Genomic DNA, 19,984 nt, shown 5'->3' on the forward strand with positions numbered 1-19,984 from the left:
GGGCTGGCGCGCTTCATTCGACAAGGGGGCCGGGCCCTAGCCTGCTCTCATGGATCCCAAGAAACTGGCGTACACGTATGAGCAGGCGGCTGAGGCTGTCGGGGTGAGTTCGAGGACTCTGCGGCGGTTCGTCGAACGAGGCGACCTCGCCGCCAAGTACATCAACAGCAAGCCAGTCATCCTCGCATCAGAGCTCGAAGCCTGGCTCGAGTCCTTGCCTTCCGAGCCCGGGGAATCCTGATGGAGGACGAGGACGACCTACTGACGGTTGCGGAGGTTGCGGAGCGGCTTCGAGTGACGGCTAAGACTGTCTACAGCTATATCCGTGCCGGGCGTCTGCCGGCGGCGAGGCTGGGTCGGAACTACCGGGTCCGCTGGGCTGATTACAGGGCATTCATCACCCCGCCGCCAGCCCCTCTGCCACGCAGCGCAAGGTCCCAGAAGGAAAGGATCGCCGAGCTGATGCGGAGATCTCACCTCTGAGCCAAGGCCGGGGCACTCACGGGGCGAAGGGATCGGGCTCGGGTTCCTCCCACCACTCGCGCATGGGGTTCTGGTCCTTGATCCATTGGCGGACCGCCGTGGCGTCCTCGGGGTCGAGCATCATGCGGCGACCGACGCGGGTGAACAGCTTCGAGGCGCGGCAGTAGCCCCGAAGGGTGCTCGGGGCTATCCCCATGTACGGAGCGATCTCCTCAGGCGTGTAGAAGCGGTGAGGGTCGAGGTCGTCGATAGTCTGCACGGGGCCTAGCCTGCCCTCATCGGCCTAAGACGCCCGGTGATGGGCCTTCGCGAGCTCCTCCATAGCTTTTGCTAGATGCTCAACGGCGCCGGCCAGAGCTGATACTCCAGGATCTTCCGCTTGGCCGAACGCTGACCGCGCCAACTTGGCTGCCTTCTCTGCTTCCTCGGATGCGTCCAAGAACGTCATGTCATGACCCTTTCCTTTTCGGACTTGCCAAATGTCGTCCCCAGCCTAGCGCGAGGCACGCTTCGGCTCGGGGCCGAGGATCTTGCCTCGCCGGTCTCTGGCCTCGCGTGAACCCACTGGAGGATCGCTCGCGCGTTCTGCTGCGAAAGGTGCCCCCACCCGGTGAAGGGTGGGGGCGGGTTTCGCCGCGGCGGATGGGCGCTTCCTATGCGGCAGAGATGAACGCCGCAATAGCGTCCGACAGGAACACGTGCCCCTTTTCGGTCGGGTGCACGTTGTCTGCGTTCAAGAGGCCGAATGTGCGGTCCGTGAAATCGACCCGCTGGGTCAGTGACAGTACTGTCACGTTCTTCGGGTCCTCCGTGCCAATCGCCGCATACTGTGGCGTGTAGGCAGACCAGGGGTAGGCCGGGGATGGTACGTCCAAGCGCTGGTATGGCTGGATCACCAGGAAGGACGGGACCTGCCAACCGCGTACCGGCGGCCCTTGACTGCGGCCCCCTGCCCTTCGGATACGGAGTCGCCGATGATCACGATGTCTGCCGGAGCGTAGGAGCGGCCCGCAAGTCCTGCCTTCCACGCCCGTAGCCCGGCGAGCGGTTGCGGCGCGTAAGTGGTGTCGGCGGTGGCCTTGTCGAACTGGTAGGCCAGCGAGGTCCAGGCTGTTACTCCGTCGCCGATCTTGCGGCGCCCCGTATCTGTCTCGTGGCCGGGCTCGCCGAGGGCCAGCGTGGGATTGGCCGCGGTCCAGTTGGCGGCGGTGTCGCGTCGGAATTGGATTCGGTTAGCCATTGGCATTGCCTCCATCGAAGTTGAATGAGCCTGTGAACTGGGTTGATGCGTTGCCGCCGTCGAGAGGTCCAGCGAGTAGCCCGGCGGCGTATGAGGCCGCTTGGGCTGCGCTCGCGGCCGACGCGGCTGCCGCGTCCTGCGCGGCCTTCGCCTGGTCTGAGAGCGGTTTCGGTGAGAAGGCTGGGACAGTTAGCGTGCCCCCGACGAGCTTCACTAGCGGGGAGCTCGCTACGAACGGTGGTATGAACGCGTCTGCCGTCGAGGTGAGCGGGTTCGGGAGGGGAAGCCCGTTGAGGTCTTTGAGCGCGAGCGGCGCGCTGTTGCTCGTGTCTGCGATGTCGTAGACGGTGACTTTAGCCGTCGCCGCACGCTGGAACGTCACGGGGTCGGCGACGAGCTGCGTCTCAAACTGGTAGTCCGTCAATCCGAGGTCTCCTTTTCCTGCTGCTGCGTTGCTTCTTGGTCCTGCTGCTCTTTGTCGCCAGAGCCTGCCGTGCCGTAGACGACGGTTGCCATCTGGGTCCTCCTTTCGGTTCGGTCATGCGGAAAAGCTCGGGGGGAGATATTCGCTACGCTGGAAGGAGCGAAATCCCGGGGGGATGGGGGAGGGGGTCCCCGGTGGGGTCTGAGCGCCACTCACCACTGCCTTGAGGTCTTCAGGGGCCGCGATGGGATGGACGCCCGGAAGGCCTTCGGGAGGGCTCGGCTGCCTCTGGACTGGTTGCATCGCCTGCAGCACACCCGCGTGTTCGCCAGGACGTCCTTGCCGCCTTTCGAGTGGGGGACGATGTGATCGACTTCTGCGCTGTTGGGCTGGCGGCCCTGGTCGTAGTCGAGGAGGACCGAGCAGAACGGGCAGCGGTCGATGCCCTCGGTCTTGGCGTTGCGGATGGCAGCGTCTCTGACTCTGATCCATTGGGTTGTGCCTGTGCGGCTGGTGGCCATCGTGTTGTCCCTTCTTCGGGTCCTGCCGGGCCCCCGGAGGCTGGTGTGCTCCCGGGGCCGCGGCAGGCTGGCTGGCTGGGGTTACTTGCTGAGGTCGAGGGCGCCGAGCTCCGGGTGCTCGGTGAGGGATCTGGCGAAGATGGTCGGCTCGGACTGGCGGAACCCTTCGGAGTCGCGGCGCTGTTCCCACTCGCCGACGGTGGGGTAGTCGAGGTCGAGGCCGAGGGCGATGAGGTGCATCCACCAGCGGACGGATGCAGGCTCGGGCTCCCCACGGCGGAGTGCGCCCGGCTCGGTGGCCCATGCCGCCTCGTCGTCGAACGCTCCGGGGTGCAGGAGTTCGCGGGCCTTGATCGCCAGTGAGAGTCTCGTGGCGGTCGGCTTGGCGTCCCGTGCGCGCTGGGCTTGGGCGTAGTCGCCGGCGCTCGCTGCTAGCTCCTCATCCCACAAGGCGTTGGGGTGCGCCTCGTAGAGCTCCTCGAGTTCGTCGAGGGCTGGGTTGAAGACCTGCTCCCGAATCTCTCGAATGACCTCGTCGGCGCTGTCGTTCACGTGGTCGATGTAGGCCAAGATTCCGGAGTCCTCGAGTCGCCACTGCAGGTCGTCGCGGTGGGCCCAGGCTGCGTGGAGGATGAGGTGCTGGGTGGGGTCTTCGCCGCGGATGACGGCTTGTGCTGCGTCTTCGAGGTGGTCGCGGATCTCGACCACGGCTTCGATCGACTTAGAGCCGCGGGCGCCGACTGGTCCGGCGAGGATTTGCTTGGGCAGGTCGAGCTGAAGGCTGCGGAGGGTGCTGGCGAGCTTGCCGAGGTTGGCTCCGCGGTCTTCTCTGGTAAGGGGGTAGCGGTTCATGGGTTCCTACTTCCGGTTGCTGGGGTTGCGCTTCGCGTAGGCCGCACGGCCGGCGGCCATGCTGGCGGGCTCGGGCTGGTTGTCGCCGTCGTCGGCTTCTCGCTCGTCGGCATTGGCTGCCTTGGGGTGGTGTTCGGCGTAGAGCTCGCGGCCGCGCTGGAGGCTGCTCATTTGGTCGTGCCTTTCTGTGGGAATCGGATCTTGAAGATTCGTGGGTAGAGGTCCCCGGCTTCGACGGTCGCCCGGCAGTTCCAGCGGGATCGCCGTGCGGCGGCCGCGTAGCACTTCGCGGTGACGGTCCGTTCCTCGCCCGGCCGGATCGGGATGGGCTCGAGGTCCCGTGCGTAGTAGGAGTGGATCTCGTCGCACGCCGGACAAAGAACGCGGGCGGTGCTGTCCGTGACGTCGACCGGGGCGACGACGAGCATCCTCATTTGCGGTTCCGGATCGCTTCGAGCTGGTCGGCGATCTGGTTAGCGAGGGTGAACGCTGCGCCGGGGGTGAGGATGATCCGGGGGGACTTGCCGGTGAAGATCGCGATTGCCGGGTCCTCCCGTACCGTCGCCAAGACGGCGCGGATGGTGCGGCTGTCGCGCTCGACGTCGTCGTAGCGGTTGGGACGGACGTCGAAGACGTGCTCGGTCAATTGGTGCCTTTCTCTCGTGCGTCGTAGAGCGCTAGGCGCTGACGCATTGCCTGGTTGTCGATCTGGAGTCGTGTGTTGCGGTCGTGGAGCTGCTGGGCGAGCCATTGCAGCTCGCGCTTGCCGTAGCCCATGAGCCACGGGGCTGGCGTGTAGTCCTCGGGGATCGCGTGCTCACTCATGCGGCCTCCCTGCACTTGGAGCAGACCCAGCGGCCGACGTCGACACGGGTCATCTCGTCGCGGTACCGGTGTCGAAGGCAGTCGGAGCAGAGCATGGTCTCCGAGGGAGGCTTCATGGGCTGGAAGAGCTCGGAGAGTGTCGGGGCCACCGCGGGCTGTTCGTCTTCGACCAACTCCCCTTCGATCACTCCCTGATTCGCGATCGTCTCCGCTCGCACAGGTGACCTAACCGCCTTGGGTGATTGTTTGTGATCCTCCCCGTATTCCTCCTGTGGTTCCTGAGTACTCCTTGGCCCTGACGGCTGATGGGGGCTCTCACGCACAGATCGTGGGGGCTGAGCCCTTACAGGCTGTGCGGATGGAGCCCCGACAGACTGTGAGGGTTCCTTGGGTTGAGCCCCGACGGTTTGTGAGGGCTCACGCTCGAGCGGGGTCCACGAGACTTCGCGGCCTTTGCCCAACGTCGGAGCCCACGTTGTCCGTGGATCGAGGGCCAGCGCGTACTCGGCGCGGATCCCGACCCTTGCCCGCCCGCTCGGCACGATCGCGCCGACTTTCACGAGCTTCGCCACAGCTCGCCGCACGAGCTCGTCCGAGTACTTCGCCTCGGGGTCGAGTCCTATCGCCTGGGCGATCTTCTGCCAGCCGCCCCAGTAGACGGACGGGCTATCGGTGTCTTTGCTGATGAGGGCCATATACGCGAGCGCCAGAGCTTCACGAGGCTTGAGCAGAGGCGTCCAGTACGTGAACACCTGCGCTACGTTCGTGGCCCCCATCAGTCGCCGCCCCCTGTGTCAGCCCTGGGCTTCGCGGAGGACCGCGTCGAGCTGGTCGCGGAGGTCGCGGAGCTCGTCGAGCGTGTAAGCCTCATCGCGGATGTGGTCAACCCAGAAGAGAAGCCCTTCGCTCGGGCTCCAAGCGCGCAGGATCGTGAAGCCGGGGCGAGAGATCGACGGTCCCCTGAAGTCGATGATCGAGTCGGGGTCGTCCTCGGTCTCCCCTGTGACGGGGTCGACGCTCTTCCAGTCGTAGTTCGGCTCCCAGCCTTCGGGGGCGGTAGCCGGGTTCTGGTTGGTCCCAAGGTTGTCCTTCTGGTGTGAGATCTGGTCGTTCACTGCGTTCTCCTTGGGTGAGAAGGTCTTCATTGCTCTGTCCCCCAGACAGTTAGTTCGTGTCTTCGCCGATGTGCTCGTCGTCGGCGGGTGGTTCTTGGAGGCCGCTGGCCTCGAGTTCGAGCAGTGCGTCGGTCGCGGCCGGGTCGAGACCGGTCACGCGCTCTTGTCCTCGAATGCGGCGTCGATCCACGCGAGCACGTCCGACTCGCGGGCGACAAGACGCCCGCCGAGCTTCCCGAAACGCGGCCCTTCGCCCTTCTGCCGGTAGTACCTGAGGGTGTTCTCCGGGATACGGGTCATCTCAGAAACCTCGGCGAGGCTCAGAAGCTTCTGGTGGGCGAGCTTGCGCTCTTGTTCATTCATGATCTGAACGGTCATCGTCCCCTCCTTTCACGTGGTGTGAGGATGTCCCTCGCAAATGAGCATACTGAAGTTTCTATGGAAGTCAATGCGCTCTCGTGAGAAGATCGGTCACATGGTGTATCAAGTTGAGACTCCCGGAGCCGTCGACGAGCGCTTTCGCCACAACATGAGGCGAATCCGCGACCTACGCGGCCTGAGTCAGGGCGAGCTGAGTCGAATCCTTGTCGGCATGGGGTGGAAGGTCTTCCATCAGACGACCGTGAGCCGCATCGAGGATGGGACCAGGCCTGTGAAGCTCTCCGAGGCGCTGGCGATTGCAAGGGCACTTGAGATCGAGTTTGACCTTCTCTTGTCGAGCAGCCCGGACGTCGAAATCGTGGAATCGCTGATCAACGCCATCACAAACGTCGAAGACAGGCAGCACAACTACGGCGTGTGGCGCGGGCTGCTTCTCGAGTCCATAGAGGAGCTCGAAGCAGTTCTTGACGGGGCTAAGCAGGTGGACACGTCGTCATGGCCGGAGCGCGAGCTTCGGCAGAGGCTGGAGAACTTGAAGATGCGCGCCGCCCAACTAATCAAGGGGGCAAAGCTCGCGATCGAACAAGCGGGTTCGCGGCCTTCAGACTTGGACGCTGCAGCCCACAAGCTGCTCGAAGAGCACGTAGCCAACGACGACCGAGTGTTGGGGCCGGCAACGATCAGGAGTCATGGTGGCGAATCTCCAGAAGCGCCCTAACGGGGTCTGGCGGGCCCGGTATCGGGACGCGGACGGCAAGCAGATCTCGCGGCACTTCCCGCGGAAGATCGACGGGCAGCGGTGGCTCGACGAGGTAACGGCGACGGTCGTCACGGGGATCTACGTCGACCCGAAGGCGGGCACGATCACGTTCGGCCAGTGGTATGCCCAGTGGTCAGAGACTCAGGTCTGGGCGCGGGGGACGAGGCTCAAGGCCGCGCAGGCGCTCGCGACGACGACGTTCGCGGAGAAGCAAATCAAGCAGATCCTGCCTTCGCACGTCCAAGCGTGGGTCAAGGGCATGTCGACGAGCCTCGCGCCATCCACGGTCGAGGTGAATTACAACCTCATCCACGCCGCCTTCCGAGCCGCGGTGATCGACAAGGTGATCGGCTCGGATCCTTGCGTGAAGATCAAGCTTCCCCGGAAGCGGCGCCGTGACGCTGCGATGGCGATCCCCACCCCCGAACAGGTCCGGGACACTCTCGAGGCCGCCGACGAGTGGTTCGCGCCCTACGTCGCCGTGTGCGCCTTCGCCGGCCTGCGCCTGGGGGAGGCCTCGGGCCTGCAGGTGGGCGACGTCGACTTCCTGCGCCGCACGATCCAGGTGACAAGACAGGTGCAGGGCGAGAACAGGGCGACTACCGAGGTCGTCCCGCCGAAGCACGGCTCAGAGCGTGTGGTCTACGTGCCCGACGAGCTCCTGACGATGCTCGCCCGGCATATCGAGACTGTCGGCGTCTGGGGAGACCAGGGCTGGCTGTTCGCCCTCGGCGGGCACCTGCTCAACCGCAACGCGGCCGGCAACCAGTGGCGGAAGGTGCGCGAGGCGGCCGGCCTGCGCGAGCGGTACACGCTGCACGACCTGAGGCACTTCTACGCCTCGGGCCTCATCGCGGACGGGTGCGACGTCGTGACGGTCCTGAAGGCGCTCGGGCACGCTACGCCGACGATCACGCTGAACACCTGTGGCCGACGGCGGAAGACAAGACGAGGACCGCAGCATCCGGTCTGATGCGTACGGTCCTCGGCAATCTTGGGGACTCTGCGGGGACTCAGGCGAACTGAGCGCCGGAATCATGCGGCAGAGAGGCCCTTTTCAGCGGAAGTTGACGAACTGCAGGTCGGCATCCTCGAAGCCCTTGAGGAGGGCGATCGTGGCCTGAAGGTCGTCGCGCGACTTCGAGGACACACGGAGCTCGTCGCCCTGGATCTGCGCCTTGACGCCCTTCGGTCCCTCGTCGCGGATGAGCTTGGTGATCTTCTTGGCGTGCTCCTGGGAGATGCCCTCCTTGATCGAGGCCTCGATGCGGTACTCCTTGCCGGAGGCGAACGGTTCGCCGGCGTCGAGGGACTTGAGCGAGATTCCTCGCTTGACGAGCTTCGACTGGAACACGTCGAGCACGGCCTTGACGCGCTCCTCGGAGTTGGCCTTCATGAGGATCTTCTCGCCGCTGAAGTCGATCTCGGCGCCGACGCCCTTGAAGTCGTACCGCTGGGCGACTTCCTTCTGGGACTGGTTGAGGGCGTTCGCGATCTCCTGCTTGTCGACCTTGCTCACAACGTCGAATGTCGAATCTGCCACGGGTGCCTCCTGGCGTGTTTGAAGCGCCACGGCTATGGCGCTAGTCGGTGTTTGGCCCCAGCCTAGTGGCTCTCGCTGGGACAGCCGAGGTCACAGTTCACTCTTAGCCGAAGTCCAGCCGGAGTGCATGTTCCCGCACGAACGTTGAACGCAATAGGAAGTCGAACGGAGGAACAATGACGCGCTCTGCTGTGCGTGCTGATGCCAGTGGCGTCGCCGCTGCTCGCCTCGGAGGCGTGCACGAGGATCTGCAGCGGGCGGTCCAACTGCATCAGATCACACCCGAGCAGGCCGCTCTCTTCGAGGCGAAGATCGAACGCGAGATCCTCAGGTCGGGCGCATCCGAAGCGAGTGAGACCTGATTCGACTGACAGGCCGATGTTCTGTAAGGTTGTCTTGCTCGCCCAGAGAAAAAGGCTTCGGCCCGGACTTTCTGTGTGTGCTCGGCAGATTACCCGAGCGGCCAAAGGGGGCTGACTGTAAATCAGCTGGCATTGCCTACGGGGGTTCGAATCCCTCATCTGCCACTTCGTGAAACCCCGGTCTACGGATCGGGGTTTTACTGTCTGTCGACGATGTACTTCGCCGCGAGGTACGCCTCGAGAAGCGTGCTCTTGTCGTCCGGTTCGAACTGCTGCTTGGCCTCGTCCGGCACGGATTCCCATGCCCCGATGAAGGCCCGCGCCCGCTCCTTTTCGTTCGCGCCGTCATTGATGACGTCCAAGTGCTGGCGGGCAGCCGTTGGTATGACCTCGCTTGCCGAGAGGATCGCGATGCCCCGGGGGACGAGCTCTTCTGTCATGACCGTGGTGTCCTTTCTCGTGCGGTTCCCTTTCCCCACCGTGCTCCCCGCTGCAGGCTCATCGCAAGCACCAAGAGTGAGTTCTGTCTCCTTCAATTGCCTTTAGGTGGCCTAACATTTAGGCTACCTAAGTATGAATGATCAGGAGCTCGCGGAGCTTGCGGAACGCTTCCGCGGCATGCTGCGCCTCGCCGTGTTCGTCTCCCGGCGTCTCGACGGCTCGAGCGACCTGTCGACGACCCAGGTCAGCATCCTCAACATGACCGAAGGCGCTGGCCTTCGCATGGGAGTTGTCGCCGCGAACCTTGGCGTCCGGGTCCCGTCCGCCACCGAACAGGTGGCCCGGCTCGAGCGGGTCGGGCTCGTCGAAAGGCGAGCTGACCCCTCTGACGCGCGCGCCGTCGTCGTCGTCCGGACGCCCCGGGGCGACCAGGCCGCCGAGGAGGCGAACCGCCGCAGGACGGCCCGAATGGTCACAGTGCTCGACACCCTGGAGGCGGACGAGCTCGAGGCCCTCCGCGCCGCGCTGCCTGTCATGGACAAGATCAACGAGCACCTGCACACCCTGTCGAACCCGAAGGAGCGCCTTTCATGACTGCCGAGCCAGCAGTCCACGGACCCGAAGCCCACAACACCCTCCAAGCCGAGAAGGCCTCGTTCTTCCGGCAGCCCAAGGCGGTCTGGGCTACCGCCATCGCGGCGGTGTTCGCGTTCATGGGCATCGGGCTCGTGGATCCGATCCTCCCCGCGATCGCGGCCAACCTGAAGGCGTCGCCGAGCGAAGTCTCGCTCCTGTTCACGAGCTACTTCCTCGTCACCGCCGTGGCCATGCTGGTGACCGGCTTCGTCTCCTCGCGGATCGGAGGCAAGAAGACGCTCCTCATCGGGCTCGCGCTGATTGTCGTGTTCGCCTCGCTCTCGGGCACGAGCGGCTCGGTGTGGCAGCTCGTTGGCTTCCGTGCCGGATGGGGCCTCGGCAACGCGCTGTTCGTTGCCACCGCGCTCGCTGTGATCGTCGGCGTCGCGTCCGGCGGCACTTCGACGGCGATCATCCTCTACGAGTCGGCCCTCGGCCTCGGCATCTCGCTCGGCCCGCTCGTCGGCGCTCTCCTCGGCGGATGGCAGTGGCGTGCTCCCTTCTTCGGGACGGCGACGCTGATGGCCATCGCATTCATCGCCCTTGTGACGCTGCTCCCCAAGACGCCCCTTCCCGCCCAGAAGACCAGGCTCAGCGCGCCTCTTCGTGCGCTCGGCCATGCTGGGCTGCGGACGACGGCGGGCAGCGCCTTCTTCTACAACTTCGGCTTCTTCACGGTGCTGGCCTTTGTGCCGTTCATCCTCGGCATGAACGCCTATGGCATCGGCTCCGTGTTCTTCGGCTGGGGCGTGGCCCTCGCCTTGACGTCGGTCTTCGTTGCGCCGCCACTCCAGGCCCGCTTCGGCGACGTGAAGGTCCTTGCCGGAACCCTCGCCCTCCTCGCGCTCGACCTGGTTGGCCTCGGTCTCGCGGCAGCCGCGCATTCGGTTCCGACCGTCGTCGTCCTCGTGATCGTCGCGGGTGCCCTCCTCGGTGTCAACAACACGGTCTACACGGAACTCGCCATGGGCGTCTCCGACTCGCCCCGCCCCGTCGCGAGCGCGGGCTATAACTTCGTGCGGTGGATGGGCGGCTCCCTCGCCCCGTACGTGGCGACGAAGCTCGGCGAAGAGTTCGGTGCTCCAGTGCCGTTCTACGCGGCGGCTCTTGCGCTCGTCATTGCCCTGGTGATCGCGCTCGCCGGGCGGACGTACCTCTCGGAGCACGAGCCGGCCGCCGTCTGACTCTTTGGGGGGCCGTTTGAGATAGGTGACCCCGGGAATGTTCCACGGGAAGAGGTCGTTGTGCTCCTAAACGGCCACTCTAGGAGGAGATCATCCATGGCCACCAAGAACATCACGGGCGAGCAGTTCGCCGACACGATCGAGCAGAACGACATCGTCCTCGTTGACTTCTGGGCCTCGTGGTGCGGCCCCTGCCGCCAGTTCGCCCCCACGTATGAGGCTGCGTCCGAGAAGCATCAGGACGTTGTCTTCGCGAAGGTTGATACAGAGGCGGAGCAGGTCTTGGCCGCCCAGGCGAACATCACGTCAATCCCCACGCTCATGGCGTTCCGCGAGAAGGTCCTCGTCTTCTCCCAGCCGGGTGCGCTTCCGCCTGAGGCGCTCGAGCAGGTGATCACCGCGGTGAAGGGCCTGGACATGGAGGACGTGCACCGGAAGGTCGCCGAGGCTCAGGCCGCTCGCGGCGAGAACTAAATCAGCGCGACGCCGCGGCGCCGCTCCCCGAAACGGGAGCGGCGCCGTTGCTGTTTGTTGGGGCTGGCTCGTTGGGGCCGGGTCGCCTACGGCACCCCAGCCAGAAGCGCCGCCGGAATGATGAGCAGCGGCACGAGCACCGCGCCGGCAGCGGCGTAGCCCCACCAGGAGATCTGCACGCCAAGCCGGCGCAGCTGTTCGTGCCAGATGAGCGTGGCGAGCGAGGCCCATGGCGTGATGAGCGGTCCTGCGTTGACGCCGACAAGAAGCGCGGCGAGACGGGACGGGCTGCCGGCGGCCGCCTCGAAGGCGAGATAGGCCGGCAGATTGTCGACCACATTCGCCCCTACAGCACCGATGGCCGCGACCCGCACGAGGTCCAGCGGCCCTTGGCCCGAGTTCCCTCCGCCCGGTCCGAGGGCCCAGGCCGCGAGCTCCCGCGCTCCGAGACCCTGAAGCGCCTCCATCACGATGAACAGCCCGCCCGCGAAGAGGATGAGCTGCCACGGCACGAGGGCCCATTTGAGGACTGACCGCCGGCGCACGGCGAAGCCGGCCACCAGCACGACGGCGGCCGCGGTGGCCGGGATCCACACCGCGACCCCCGAGACGAGCGCAGGAAGCAGGAGTGCCAGGACCACGGTTCCGAGGCGCAGCAGGACGGGGTCGGCGGCGTCCATATGGGCCGTCCCGAGGTCCACCCTGTACCGGCCGGTGAGCCCCTTTCGGAACAGCACGATGACCGCGAGGGCTGGAACAAACGCGCACCACAGCGCGGGCAGAGCCATCCGCAGCGCGAACTCGGCCGGAGAGATGTTGCCGAGCGCGTGCAGCGCGAGCAGGTTCGTGAGGTTGGAGACGGGAAGGAGCAGGGATCCGGTGTTGGCCAGCCACACCGTCGTGAGCGCGAACGGGAGGGGCGGCAGTCCGCATCGTCTCGCGAGCAGCACCACGATCGGGGTGAGCAGGACCGCCGTCGTGTCGAGGGAGAGGAACACCGTCGCAGCGAAGGACAGCGCCGTCACCAAGATCCACAGGGCCAAGGCGCTCCCGCGTCCCCAGCGTCGGAAGTGCCAGGCGATCCACTCGAACAATCCCGAGGCGTTGAGCAGCTCCGTGACCACGGTGATGGCCGCAACGAAACCGAGGATCGGGACAACACGGTCGGCGAGGGCTGCAACCGCTTCCCACGGGAGCAGACCGGTGGCCACCGCTGCGAGGCCGAGGACGAACAGCGGGGCGCCGATGATGGCAAGAGGCATCAGTGGCCCCGATGGTCCTGAATGGTCATCCGGGCTCCGTAGCGCGGCGCCCGCACGCCTGACAGGTACAGCAGCCGCACGATCCGCTGCCGGTTCCCCCGCCACGGCTCGAGGAGGCGGAGCATTCCGTCGTCGTCCGTGCGTTCGCCCGTGAGGGCGAAGCCCACGAATTTGGCGAGGTGGAAGTCGCCCACCGAGATGGCATCCGGATCGGCGTGGGTGCGCTGGGTGACCTCGGCCGCCGTCCAGACTCCGATTCCCGGAATCGACTGCAGGGCAGCTCCCGCCTCGGCGGCGGACTTGGAGGCGAGGCGCTCGAGACCGGATGCCGAGCGCAGTGCGCGCATCACGGTATCCGAACGCTGCGGTCCGACCCCGGCACGGTGCCATTCCCAAGACGGGATCCGCAGCCATTCCCTGGCCGAGGGCGCGACGAGGAGGCCCGCCGGGGCCACCCGTCCCGCCGTGGGAGCGGGGGAGCCGAAGCGCCGAAGCAGATAGCGATACGCGCGGCGCGCCTCCAGCGTGGTGACCTTCTGCTCGAGGATCGTCGGCACGAGCGCGTCCACGACTCGGCCGGTGGAGGGCAAGCGGAGGCCGGGATGCCGCCGTCGGGCCTCCCGCACGAGGTGGGGGAGCGACACATGGTAGGGCTCGGCGTCGAACGCCTCCCAGGAGTCGGTGAGCCCCAGCAGCGCCGGCGCCGAGGCAACGGCCGACGGCGCCCCCTCACCCCAGGCTCGGACCCGCAGCTCGCGTCGGGTGTGGGTGAGGAGGAGGGACACAGGCCCCTCGTCAGTCCGAAAGGCCGTCCAGAGTCCGCCGGGGTGCGGCGCGAAGGTCGGATCGCCGTCGCCGCGCTGGAGGGGGAAGCAGGTGGTGGCGAGCGAATAGCCCTCGGGGGCCTCCCAAACAGCCTCCGCGTCGGCAGTGCTTCCGGGGCGATCGGAGCCTGCGGTTCGGGGGAGCGGGGCCGCGAGAGTCACCGCAGCATCATGTCATGGGCAGCCGACAGTGCGAGGCGCCCGGGCCGTTTGGAGAGTTGACGAAGCCGTGCGTTGACGAGACCCTGCGGCGTGGCGACAATCGCGCTATGTCAGGAAAGGTTGTGCATTTCGAGATCCCTGCTGACGATTCGTCCCGCGCCAGCACGTTCTATTCCGGGGCGTTCGGGTGGAACATGGTGCCGGTTCCAGACATGGACTACACGATGATCGGCACCACGCCGTCGAATGAGCGCGGCGAGCCGACCGACCCGGGGAGCATCAACGGCGGCATGTACGTCCGGAACGAGCAGCTCCCCAAAGGTCCGGTCATCACCGTCGACGTCGCTGACATCGACGCAGCTCTGGACAAGATCGAGTCGCTCGGCGGCAAGACCGTCTCGCCGAAGGTCCCCGTGGGGGAGATGGGCTACGCGGCGTACTTCCAGGACCCCGAGGGCAATGTGCTGGGCCTCTGGCAGACGCGGGGGTAGGACGATTGTGCTGACCCCGCGTCAGCGGAAGTTCCGGGACGTGGTCTTTGCCGATAGGGGAAGGTTCTCCAGCCGGTCCGCCACGAGGTTCGTGACCCCTTCCTTCGACCGTTCGAGGAGGCCCCGGATCACCATGGCGTTCGCGCCCTGCGCCACCCGCCGGTACCGGGTCCAGACGCCGATGCTGCACACCACGTTGAGGATGCCGGTCTCGTCCTCGAGGTTCATGAACGTGATGCCCTGAGCTGTGCCGGGGCGCTGGCGGTGGGTGACGACGCCCGCCGCCTCCACGCGCGTGCCCTCCTCGGCTGTCCTGAGCTGGTCAATGCGCAGGACTCCGCGAGCGTCCAGCCCGGGGCGGACATGCCGCAGGGGATGGTCATCGGTGGCGATCCCGGTGGCCCACAGGTCGCTCGCCACGGATTCTTCGGGGCTGAGCTCCGGAAGCAGCGGGGGCTGGACGAAGGGCTGGCTGCCCGGAAGCTGACCCGGCCGTTCGAGCGCGGCGGCGCCTGCGCGCCACAGAGCCTCGCGACGGGTCAGGCTGAGGACCTCGAAGGCCCCGGCCGAGGCAAGGGCCTCGAGCTGCTCAGAGGACAGCCCAACTCGGCGCGAGAGCTCGGCGAGATCCGTGTAGGGGCCGTTGGCCTCACGCTCCGCGACGATTCGCTCTGCGAGGTCCTTTCCGATGCCCGTGACGCTTGAGAGCCCCAGCCGCACGGCATGCGAGGCATCCCGTCGATGGTCGCTGCTCAGGTCGGGAGCCTCCGGGTCGAATCGGCCCGGTTCGGGCTGCCGGAATTCGAGGCAGGAATCCAGGCCTCCGCGCGCTCGGCCAAGCCCGCCGTCGTCCGCCGGCTCCAGACTCGCGTCCGCCTGCGACCGCTGAATGCACGGCCGAAGCACGGTCACTCCGTGCCGCCGTGCGTCCGCGACCAGGGTCTGCGGCGAGTAGAAGCCCATGGGCTGGGCCCGCAGAAGCGACGCGAGAAAGGCCCCCGGATAGTGCAGTTTGAGCCACGAGCTCGCGTAGACCAGGACGGCGAAGCTGATCGAGTGGGATTCCGCGAAGCCGAAGTCAGCGAAGGCCGCGATCTGCGTATAGATGGCTTGGGACTCCTCGGGGGTCAGGCCATTCGCGGCCATCCCTGCGAAGAGCTTGTCGTGCAAGCTGCCGATCCGCTCGACACCGCGCTTCGACCCCATCGCACGGCGCAGCAGATCCGCGTCCTCCGCGGTGCAGCCCCCGATCGCCATGGCCATCTGCATGAGCTGCTCCTGGAACAGTGGCACACCCAGCGTCCGCTCCAGCACGGGCTTGAGCAGCGGATGGGGATAGGTCACATCTTCCTCCCCCGAGCGGCGCCGAATGTAGGGATGCACCGCGCCGCCTTGGATGGGGCCCGGCCGGATCAGTGCGATTTCCACGACGAGGTCGTAGAAGCAGCGCGGACGCAGCCGCGGCAGCGTGCTCATCTGGGCCCGCGATTCGACCTGGAACACACCCACCGAATCCGCGCGGCACAGCATGTCGTAGACGGCCGGCTCCTCCTTGGGGATGTCCTCGATCCGCCAGCGCTCGCCGAAGTGCTCGTCGATGAGGTCAAAGCAGTACTGGAGCGCTGCGAGCATCCCGAGGCCGAGGAGGTCGAACTTGACGAGTCCCATCCATTCGCAGTCGTCCTTGTCCCACTGGAGCACCGTCCGGTCCTCCATCCGCGCGTGCTCGATCGGGACAACCTCGCCAACCGGCCTCTCGGTGAGCACCATTCCGCCCGAGTGGATCCCCAGATGCCGCGGGGCGCCCAGAAGCTCCTCGGCGAGGGCCAGGACGCGACTCGGGATGCCGTCGTCGTCCGCTGTGTTCTCGTTCTCCCGGCGTTGGGCCGCCGACAGCGCGTCCCAGCGCTCGAGGCGCTTGGACCACGCGTCCTGCTGCCCCTGGCTGTAGCCGAGGGCTTTCGCGACATCGCGCACGGCATTCTTGGGCCGGTAGCTCACCACATTTGCGACCTGCGCCGCGTTCGTCCGGCCGTATTTCGCGTAGACGTGCTGGATGACCTCCTCGCGGCGGTCCGAATCGAAGTCGACATCGATGTCCGGCTCCTCCTCGCGGAGGCTCGACAGGAAGCGCTCGAACGGCAGCTTGTACGCGATACTGTCCACGGCGGTGATGCCGAGGAGGTAGCAGACGGCGGAGTTGGCCGCCGAACCCCTGCCCTGGCACAGGATGCCCCGGCTCCTCGCGAACTGGACGATCTCATAGACGATGAGGAAGTACCCTGGAAAGTCCTTCTTCTCGATGACATCGAGTTCCTGTTCGACGCGCTTGCGCACCGCCTCAGGGGAGGCCGGGCCGCGCCAACCCGGTCCTGGCATCCCGTAGCGGTCCTCGATGCCGCGGTCCACCAGTTCGCGCAGATGGCTCATGGGCGTGTGCCCCTCCGGAACCTCTTGCTTCGGGAGGCGCGGCCGGGCCGCTCGGAGGGAGAACGCGAGCTCGTCGGCGAGCCGCACGGTGTTCTCGATGGCACTTGGATACCGGCCCAGACGCTCGGCCATCTCGGCGCCGCTGCGGAGATGCGCTGCATCCGTGGCCGGGAGCCAGCCGTCGGCCTCGTCGAGGCTGCGGCGGGCACGGACGGCCGCGATTGCCGTGGCGAGCTGGTGGCGCGATGGCTCGGCATAGTGGACCGCGTTCGTGGCCACACACGGGAGGCCAAGGCGTTCCGCGATGCCGGCGAGGGCATCGTTATGGGCGCTGTCGAGCGGGTTTCCATGATCGAAGAGTTCGACGGCGACGCCCTCCTTGCCGAAGAGCCTCACCAGACGCTGCACTTCCTCCTCGGCCGCCTCCTCGTCGATCCCCGCGAGGGCCCGGCGCACCGCTCCCTTCCGACAACCGGTCAGAACAACGCAGTGGCCGCGGAGCCGTTCGGCGACGCGATCGAGTTCGTAGACAGGACGCCCCTTTTCGGCACCGTCCGCCAGCTGGGCGTCCGTGATGACCCCGGCAAGACGGTGATAGCCCGCCTCACCCCGGGCCAGGACCAGCAGATGCTCGCCCTCGGGGTCCGGCACGCCGTTCTGTGGTGCGGACAGCCCGAGCGAGAGTTCGGCGCCGAAGACCGTCTTGAGGCCATAGGCCTCCGCGGCCTCGGCCAGACGGACCACACCGTAGAAGCCGTTGTGGTCCGTGATCGCCAGGGCGTGGAGGCCGAGCCGCACGGCTTCCTCGACGAGCTCCTCCGGCGATGACGCGCCGTCGAGGAAGCTGTAATGGGAATGAGCATGCAGCTCGGCGTAGGGGACGGAAGCGGCGTAGGCGAGTTCCGGCAGCGGGATGTAGGGGCCGCGCTTGCGGCTCCAGGCGGGGCTGTCGCCGCCGTCGTGCTCGAGGGGCTTGCGCCCGTCGCCGGTTCGCGGGAGCGAAACCTTCTTGCCCTCGAGAATGTCGTGGATCTGCTGCCACGGCATCGCTGGATTGTTGAAGCCCATTTGCCCTCTCCTCGTCGCTCCGGGTCCTAGTCGTAGCGGGCCTCGGCCCACCAGCTCCCGGACGCTCCGAGCAGGAGCCAGGCGTCGCCGTCGTCATCCAGGATCTGGAAGCGGTCGGCACGGAGGGCCTGCGCGGGATCCCACCAGCGCTGGAGGATGGGCCACGGGCCAGCCCAGCCGCGCACGGCGCGGCGGTCCTTGCCGGATCCAGGCCTGAACCAGGCCGGAGTCGACGCGTGGCCGCGGGCGTCCACGAGGACCGGTTCTGCCGCGGCGTCCAGGAGCTCCACGCGTACGGGCTCCGGGAAGACCGTGGCGGGCAGGGGCGCCGGTATCGCCCCCGGCCAAGGCCGCTCCGCGGCGGCCGCGACGCCCGACGGCGGCTCCTCGCCCCAGGGGAGCATGAGGCACCGCTCTGCCAGCAGCCGGCCGCCGGCTTCCACCGGATGCAGCACGGAGTCATGGCCGAGCATGCTCTGGAGCCGGCGGAGGCCGTGGTCCAGCCGCTCGTCGACGCCCCCGAAGAGAGCCTGTCCCCGGAGCCCGAGCTGGTCGGTCCGCTCGGGAAGGAGCCGGAGCTGCACGACCGGCGCCGCGAGGGCCTCGCCCGTGGAGCGCCAGTTTCCCGAGGGGGAGCCGACATCCGCCGCCTGGAGCTGCCAGCGGACGCGGTCCACAACGTCGCCCACGCTGAAGTGCCGCGGATGCCCCCAGCAGCGCTCCGTGCGGTGCCCCGCATCGTCCGTGATCTGGACGCGCAGCTCCGTGCACGCGAGTCCCTCGCGCCGAAGCCCCTCGACAAAGTCCTCTGCCAAGGGACGCAGCGCGAAGGCGATCTGATCGACCCTGTCCAGGCCAGGCTCAAAGTCGACCACTCGTTCGAGCGGCGTCGGCGGAACTCGTGGCACTACAGGCCGAGGATCCTCGCCACGCGCCCACGCATGGGCCATCAGACCTTCCGGGCCAAAGCGTGAACGGACATCCGCGAGTGGCAGAGCGGCGAAGTCGCCCAGCGTTCGGATCCCGAGGCGTACCAAGAGCGAGGCGAGTTTCGGATCGCCAAGGGCGGCGATCGGCAGGGGTGCGAGGAAGGCGGCAGATTCGCCCGGCGGAACGATTCTGAGAGGCGCTAGTTCGACAGCGCTTTTGGCGGCCTGCTCGGCGGCGAAGACGGAGTCGGCGAAGCCTGCCCGCGCTTCGAGCCCAAGCCGCGCCGCGGCTTCGAGAGCAGCGCCGCCTGCATCCTCTTCCCGTCCGTAGTAGCGCGCTGCCCCGCGGGCCCGGAGGGCGCATAAGCCAGGCCGGAGCTCGTGAACGCCGGGCAGGCTGGCTTCGATTGCCGTCAGTACTGCCTCGAATTCCCGCGCATCCCGTGCTGCCTCGGCTGGGAGCGCCACGAGGTCCGGGCACCGCGATTGGGCCTCCCGTAGGCGCAGACCACGGACGACGCCGGCCTGCCTCGCCTCGCCGGAGCACACCCCGACGAGCCCCTTCTCCATGATCGCGGCAGGGACCCTGTCCGAAAGCTCACCCGCGAGCTGAGCCGCGACAAGAGGCCAATCCGGGAACCAGACGACGAGGGCCCGAGGAACGCTAGGTGCCGAGCTCATCGCCCTGCACTTCCTGTCCCGGAGCGCAGCGACGCAAGATCGACGACGGCGGTCCGCTTCCTGCCGCGATTCGAGTAAGCCAGCTGCATGGGGTGGCTGCGCAGGTGCCCGTGTCCTTCGCCCAGCCCGTCCCACCGCGCCGCCTCGACGCGGATAACACCCTCGCTCTGCGGCCACGTCCCCAGCACGATGAGCGTGCAACCTCTCTCACGCAACCGGGAGGCAAGGCGCGAAGCGTCACCGCCGCTGGCCCGGGCGGGAGCGCGAAGCAGCACCAGAGGCAGGACGTCAGCAAGGGCGGACAGCGTGACAAGCCAACGCTCCCCGAGATCGGGGACGAGGACGAGCCGCTCGAGCGAGATGCCGAATCCTGCCGCAGCCTCCGCGCCGAACTCGGGTATGCCAGCGACACCGCACCATTCGCCCTCGGCCGACGCGCCGGCGAGCAGAGCCATCGCGACGGAGAGAGGCGCTTCGAGCGAATAGGCCGAGCCCGCACGAAGGCCAGAGGGGAGGAGCGGGGAGAAACAGGGCAGGAGCGGATACATCCCTTCCTTGTTCCGGCGTCCCTGCAGCAGATGGATGCGCTCCTGGAGCTCGCGCAACTGGTCTGCCGCGGAGGCGGCGGACGCGGAGCTCAAGGGCAGGGACATGTCTTCTATTTTCGAAACTATGTTCGATTAAGTCAATCCACTCGGACCCGGCTTCGAAGTGCTTGAACCCCGCCCGGAAGGCACCCCGAAGGGCCCGGGGTCTGGGGGTCGGTGGTGTTCAGCAGCCTTCGGCGTGGGGGTTGGTGGTGCAGGTTTGGGCGTAGAGCTTGACCTGGGAGCGCCAGACGGAGACCGGGCGGGGCGGGGAGGGCACGGCGGCGGTGCCGGGGATGGGCTGGAAGG

The 19,984-nt window shown here is 67.0% G+C and carries 28 protein-coding genes and 1 tRNA gene; 10 read left to right on the top strand and 19 right to left on the bottom strand.

Features of this window, described 5'->3' with window-relative positions; genetic code table 11:
• Positions 1-49 precede the first annotated feature (49 nt).
• Positions 50-241 carry a helix-turn-helix domain-containing protein gene (locus tag E5679_RS16760; RefSeq protein ID WP_138417962.1) on the top strand — a complete coding sequence of 64 codons (192 nt, stop codon included), beginning with the start codon at positions 50-52 and terminating at the stop codon, positions 239-241.
• Entirely contained in the window at positions 241-483 is a 243-nt protein-coding gene (locus tag E5679_RS16765; protein ID WP_138417964.1) for a helix-turn-helix domain-containing protein, read from the top strand. Before E5679_RS16760 ends, E5679_RS16765 begins: the two co-directional genes overlap by 1 nt.
• Before the next feature lie 16 nt (positions 484-499).
• On the opposite strand, the gene E5679_RS16770 is transcribed toward E5679_RS16765, so the two are convergent.
• The 12 genes from E5679_RS16770 to E5679_RS16820 form a co-directional block, all read right to left on the bottom strand.
• A complete protein-coding gene (locus E5679_RS16770) occupies positions 500-742 on the bottom strand; it encodes a helix-turn-helix domain-containing protein (protein ID WP_138417966.1) in 243 nt (80 codons plus the stop codon).
• Between the two features lie 633 nt (positions 743-1,375).
• Positions 1,376-1,723 (bottom strand): hyaluronate lyase N-terminal domain-containing protein, encoded by a 348-nt coding sequence (locus E5679_RS16775; RefSeq protein WP_138417968.1) that lies wholly within the window; start codon positions 1,721-1,723, stop codon positions 1,376-1,378.
• Entirely contained in the window at positions 1,716-2,147 is a 432-nt protein-coding gene (locus E5679_RS16780; RefSeq protein WP_138417970.1) for a hypothetical protein, read from the bottom strand. The genes E5679_RS16775 and E5679_RS16780 overlap by 8 nt, the downstream gene beginning before the upstream one ends.
• A gap of 212 nt (positions 2,148-2,359) precedes the next feature.
• Positions 2,360-2,668: an HNH endonuclease gene (locus E5679_RS16785; protein WP_138417972.1), complete on the bottom strand. Its 309-nt coding sequence runs from the start codon at positions 2,666-2,668 to the stop codon at positions 2,360-2,362.
• An 81-nt stretch (positions 2,669-2,749) separates the two neighbouring features.
• Positions 2,750-3,520, bottom strand: a complete 771-nt coding sequence (locus E5679_RS16790; protein ID WP_138417974.1) for a hypothetical protein — start codon at positions 3,518-3,520, stop codon at positions 2,750-2,752.
• A gap of 6 nt (positions 3,521-3,526) precedes the next feature.
• A complete protein-coding gene (locus tag E5679_RS20930) occupies positions 3,527-3,691 on the bottom strand; it encodes a hypothetical protein (protein ID WP_171042423.1) in 165 nt (54 codons plus the stop codon).
• Positions 3,688-3,954, bottom strand: a complete 267-nt coding sequence (locus E5679_RS16795) for a hypothetical protein (protein WP_138417976.1) — start codon at positions 3,952-3,954, stop codon at positions 3,688-3,690. The genes E5679_RS20930 and E5679_RS16795 overlap by 4 nt, the downstream gene beginning before the upstream one ends.
• A complete protein-coding gene (locus tag E5679_RS16800) occupies positions 3,951-4,166 on the bottom strand; it encodes a polysaccharide deacetylase family protein (protein ID WP_138417978.1) in 216 nt (71 codons plus the stop codon). Before E5679_RS16800 ends, E5679_RS16795 begins: the two co-directional genes overlap by 4 nt.
• The gene (locus E5679_RS16805) at positions 4,163-4,345 is read right to left on the bottom strand and encodes a hypothetical protein (RefSeq protein WP_138417980.1); all 183 of its coding nucleotides are present in this window, start codon (positions 4,343-4,345) and stop codon (positions 4,163-4,165) included. The genes E5679_RS16800 and E5679_RS16805 overlap by 4 nt, the downstream gene beginning before the upstream one ends.
• Positions 4,342-5,121, bottom strand: coding sequence for a cell division cycle-associated 7 family protein (locus tag E5679_RS16810; protein WP_138417982.1), 780 nt, complete (start codon positions 5,119-5,121; stop codon positions 4,342-4,344). Before E5679_RS16810 ends, E5679_RS16805 begins: the two co-directional genes overlap by 4 nt.
• A gap of 18 nt (positions 5,122-5,139) precedes the next feature.
• Entirely contained in the window at positions 5,140-5,460 is a 321-nt protein-coding gene (locus tag E5679_RS16815) for a hypothetical protein (protein ID WP_138417984.1), read from the bottom strand.
• Between the two features lie 153 nt (positions 5,461-5,613).
• Complete coding sequence (locus tag E5679_RS16820) at positions 5,614-5,838, bottom strand: helix-turn-helix transcriptional regulator (RefSeq protein ID WP_212746995.1); 225 nt, start codon at positions 5,836-5,838, stop codon at positions 5,614-5,616.
• A gap of 40 nt (positions 5,839-5,878) precedes the next feature.
• Here E5679_RS16820 and E5679_RS16825 point away from each other — a divergent pair, with 40 nt between their 5' ends.
• On the top strand, positions 5,879-6,559 hold the full coding sequence (locus tag E5679_RS16825) for a helix-turn-helix domain-containing protein (RefSeq protein ID WP_138417986.1): 681 nt from the start codon (positions 5,879-5,881) through the stop codon (positions 6,557-6,559).
• On the top strand, positions 6,531-7,574 hold the full coding sequence (locus E5679_RS16830; protein ID WP_249336196.1) for a tyrosine-type recombinase/integrase: 1,044 nt from the start codon (positions 6,531-6,533) through the stop codon (positions 7,572-7,574). The genes E5679_RS16825 and E5679_RS16830 overlap by 29 nt, the downstream gene beginning before the upstream one ends.
• Positions 7,575-7,658: 84 nt before the next feature.
• Here the strand turns inward: E5679_RS16830 and E5679_RS16835 are convergent, their stop codons facing one another.
• Complete coding sequence (locus E5679_RS16835; protein ID WP_138417988.1) at positions 7,659-8,144, bottom strand: YajQ family cyclic di-GMP-binding protein; 486 nt, start codon at positions 8,142-8,144, stop codon at positions 7,659-7,661.
• A gap of 176 nt (positions 8,145-8,320) precedes the next feature.
• On the opposite strand from E5679_RS16835, the gene E5679_RS16840 reads away from it, so the two are divergent.
• Both E5679_RS16840 and E5679_RS16845 read left to right on the top strand, forming a co-directional pair.
• Positions 8,321-8,506, top strand: a complete 186-nt coding sequence (locus tag E5679_RS16840) for a hypothetical protein (protein WP_138417990.1) — start codon at positions 8,321-8,323, stop codon at positions 8,504-8,506.
• Between the two features lie 83 nt (positions 8,507-8,589).
• Positions 8,590-8,671 (top strand) — tRNA-Tyr (locus tag E5679_RS16845).
• Between the two features lie 32 nt (positions 8,672-8,703).
• Here E5679_RS16845 and E5679_RS16850 read toward each other — a convergent pair.
• Positions 8,704-8,946: a hypothetical protein gene (locus E5679_RS16850; RefSeq protein WP_138417992.1), complete on the bottom strand. Its 243-nt coding sequence runs from the start codon at positions 8,944-8,946 to the stop codon at positions 8,704-8,706.
• Positions 8,947-9,079: 133 nt separating this feature from the next.
• On the opposite strand from E5679_RS16850, the gene E5679_RS16855 reads away from it, so the two are divergent.
• The 3 genes from E5679_RS16855 (at position 9,080) to trxA (ending at position 11,241) form a co-directional block, all read left to right on the top strand.
• Positions 9,080-9,541 carry a MarR family winged helix-turn-helix transcriptional regulator gene (locus E5679_RS16855; RefSeq protein WP_138417994.1) on the top strand — a complete coding sequence of 154 codons (462 nt, stop codon included), beginning with the start codon at positions 9,080-9,082 and terminating at the stop codon, positions 9,539-9,541.
• On the top strand, positions 9,538-10,767 hold the full coding sequence (locus E5679_RS16860; RefSeq protein ID WP_138417996.1) for an MFS transporter: 1,230 nt from the start codon (positions 9,538-9,540) through the stop codon (positions 10,765-10,767). Before E5679_RS16855 ends, E5679_RS16860 begins: the two co-directional genes overlap by 4 nt.
• Positions 10,768-10,863: 96 nt before the next feature.
• A complete protein-coding gene (trxA, locus tag E5679_RS16865) occupies positions 10,864-11,241 on the top strand; it encodes a thioredoxin (RefSeq protein WP_138417997.1) in 378 nt (125 codons plus the stop codon).
• A gap of 86 nt (positions 11,242-11,327) precedes the next feature.
• Here the strand turns inward: trxA and E5679_RS16870 are convergent, their stop codons facing one another.
• Together E5679_RS16870 and E5679_RS16875 are read right to left on the bottom strand one after the other, a co-directional pair.
• Complete coding sequence (locus E5679_RS16870; protein WP_138417999.1) at positions 11,328-12,503, bottom strand: ArsB/NhaD family transporter; 1,176 nt, start codon at positions 12,501-12,503, stop codon at positions 11,328-11,330.
• Positions 12,503-13,489, bottom strand: coding sequence for a DNA-3-methyladenine glycosylase family protein (locus E5679_RS16875; RefSeq protein ID WP_249336197.1), 987 nt, complete (start codon positions 13,487-13,489; stop codon positions 12,503-12,505). Before E5679_RS16875 ends, E5679_RS16870 begins: the two co-directional genes overlap by 1 nt.
• A gap of 107 nt (positions 13,490-13,596) precedes the next feature.
• On the opposite strand from E5679_RS16875, the gene E5679_RS16880 reads away from it, so the two are divergent.
• A complete protein-coding gene (locus E5679_RS16880; protein WP_138418001.1) occupies positions 13,597-13,980 on the top strand; it encodes a VOC family protein in 384 nt (127 codons plus the stop codon).
• A 21-nt stretch (positions 13,981-14,001) separates the two neighbouring features.
• Here the strand turns inward: E5679_RS16880 and E5679_RS16885 are convergent, their stop codons facing one another.
• From E5679_RS16885 to E5679_RS16895, 3 genes are read right to left on the bottom strand one after another with little or no spacing between them, the layout of a single operon-like run.
• Complete coding sequence (locus E5679_RS16885) at positions 14,002-17,478, bottom strand: error-prone DNA polymerase (protein ID WP_138418003.1); 3,477 nt, start codon at positions 17,476-17,478, stop codon at positions 14,002-14,004.
• 26 nt (positions 17,479-17,504) lie between these two features.
• The gene (locus tag E5679_RS16890; RefSeq protein ID WP_138418005.1) at positions 17,505-19,088 is read right to left on the bottom strand and encodes a DNA polymerase Y family protein; all 1,584 of its coding nucleotides are present in this window, start codon (positions 19,086-19,088) and stop codon (positions 17,505-17,507) included.
• Positions 19,085-19,741 (bottom strand): hypothetical protein, encoded by a 657-nt coding sequence (locus E5679_RS16895; RefSeq protein WP_138418007.1) that lies wholly within the window; start codon positions 19,739-19,741, stop codon positions 19,085-19,087. Before E5679_RS16895 ends, E5679_RS16890 begins: the two co-directional genes overlap by 4 nt.
• Positions 19,742-19,984 lie beyond the last annotated feature (243 nt).

This window comes from Sinomonas gamaensis (assembly GCF_005876955.1).
GTDB lineage: Bacteria > Actinomycetota > Actinomycetes > Actinomycetales > Micrococcaceae > Sinomonas > Sinomonas gamaensis.

Coding starts and splice junctions, on each gene's coding strand:
- E5679_RS16795 (WP_138417976.1), bottom strand. CDS start 3,954: ATGAGGATGCTCGTCGTCGCCCCGGTCGACGTCACGGACAGCACCGCC.
- E5679_RS16840 (WP_138417990.1), top strand. CDS start 8,321: ATGACGCGCTCTGCTGTGCGTGCTGATGCCAGTGGCGTCGCCGCTGCT.
- E5679_RS16775 (WP_138417968.1), bottom strand. CDS start 1,723: ATGGCTAACCGAATCCAATTCCGACGCGACACCGCCGCCAACTGGACC.
- E5679_RS20930 (WP_171042423.1), bottom strand. CDS start 3,691: ATGAGCAGCCTCCAGCGCGGCCGCGAGCTCTACGCCGAACACCACCCC.
- E5679_RS16790 (WP_138417974.1), bottom strand. CDS start 3,520: ATGAACCGCTACCCCCTTACCAGAGAAGACCGCGGAGCCAACCTCGGC.
- E5679_RS16825 (WP_138417986.1), top strand. CDS start 5,879: ATGAGCATACTGAAGTTTCTATGGAAGTCAATGCGCTCTCGTGAGAAG.
- E5679_RS16890 (WP_138418005.1), bottom strand. CDS start 19,088: ATGAGCTCGGCACCTAGCGTTCCTCGGGCCCTCGTCGTCTGGTTCCCG.
- E5679_RS16860 (WP_138417996.1), top strand. CDS start 9,538: ATGACTGCCGAGCCAGCAGTCCACGGACCCGAAGCCCACAACACCCTC.
- E5679_RS16880 (WP_138418001.1), top strand. CDS start 13,597: ATGTCAGGAAAGGTTGTGCATTTCGAGATCCCTGCTGACGATTCGTCC.
- trxA (WP_138417997.1), top strand. CDS start 10,864: ATGGCCACCAAGAACATCACGGGCGAGCAGTTCGCCGACACGATCGAG.
- E5679_RS16850 (WP_138417992.1), bottom strand. CDS start 8,946: ATGACAGAAGAGCTCGTCCCCCGGGGCATCGCGATCCTCTCGGCAAGC.
- E5679_RS16830 (WP_249336196.1), top strand. CDS start 6,531: ATGGTGGCGAATCTCCAGAAGCGCCCTAACGGGGTCTGGCGGGCCCGG.
- E5679_RS16820 (WP_212746995.1), bottom strand. CDS start 5,838: ATGACCGTTCAGATCATGAATGAACAAGAGCGCAAGCTCGCCCACCAG.
- E5679_RS16765 (WP_138417964.1), top strand. CDS start 241: ATGGAGGACGAGGACGACCTACTGACGGTTGCGGAGGTTGCGGAGCGG.
- E5679_RS16805 (WP_138417980.1), bottom strand. CDS start 4,345: ATGAGTGAGCACGCGATCCCCGAGGACTACACGCCAGCCCCGTGGCTC.
- E5679_RS16855 (WP_138417994.1), top strand. CDS start 9,080: ATGAATGATCAGGAGCTCGCGGAGCTTGCGGAACGCTTCCGCGGCATG.
- E5679_RS16760 (WP_138417962.1), top strand. CDS start 50: ATGGATCCCAAGAAACTGGCGTACACGTATGAGCAGGCGGCTGAGGCT.
- E5679_RS16810 (WP_138417982.1), bottom strand. CDS start 5,121: ATGGGGGCCACGAACGTAGCGCAGGTGTTCACGTACTGGACGCCTCTG.
- E5679_RS16870 (WP_138417999.1), bottom strand. CDS start 12,503: ATGCCTCTTGCCATCATCGGCGCCCCGCTGTTCGTCCTCGGCCTCGCA.
- E5679_RS16895 (WP_138418007.1), bottom strand. CDS start 19,741: ATGTCCCTGCCCTTGAGCTCCGCGTCCGCCGCCTCCGCGGCAGACCAG.
- E5679_RS16785 (WP_138417972.1), bottom strand. CDS start 2,668: ATGGCCACCAGCCGCACAGGCACAACCCAATGGATCAGAGTCAGAGAC.
- E5679_RS16885 (WP_138418003.1), bottom strand. CDS start 17,478: ATGGGCTTCAACAATCCAGCGATGCCGTGGCAGCAGATCCACGACATT.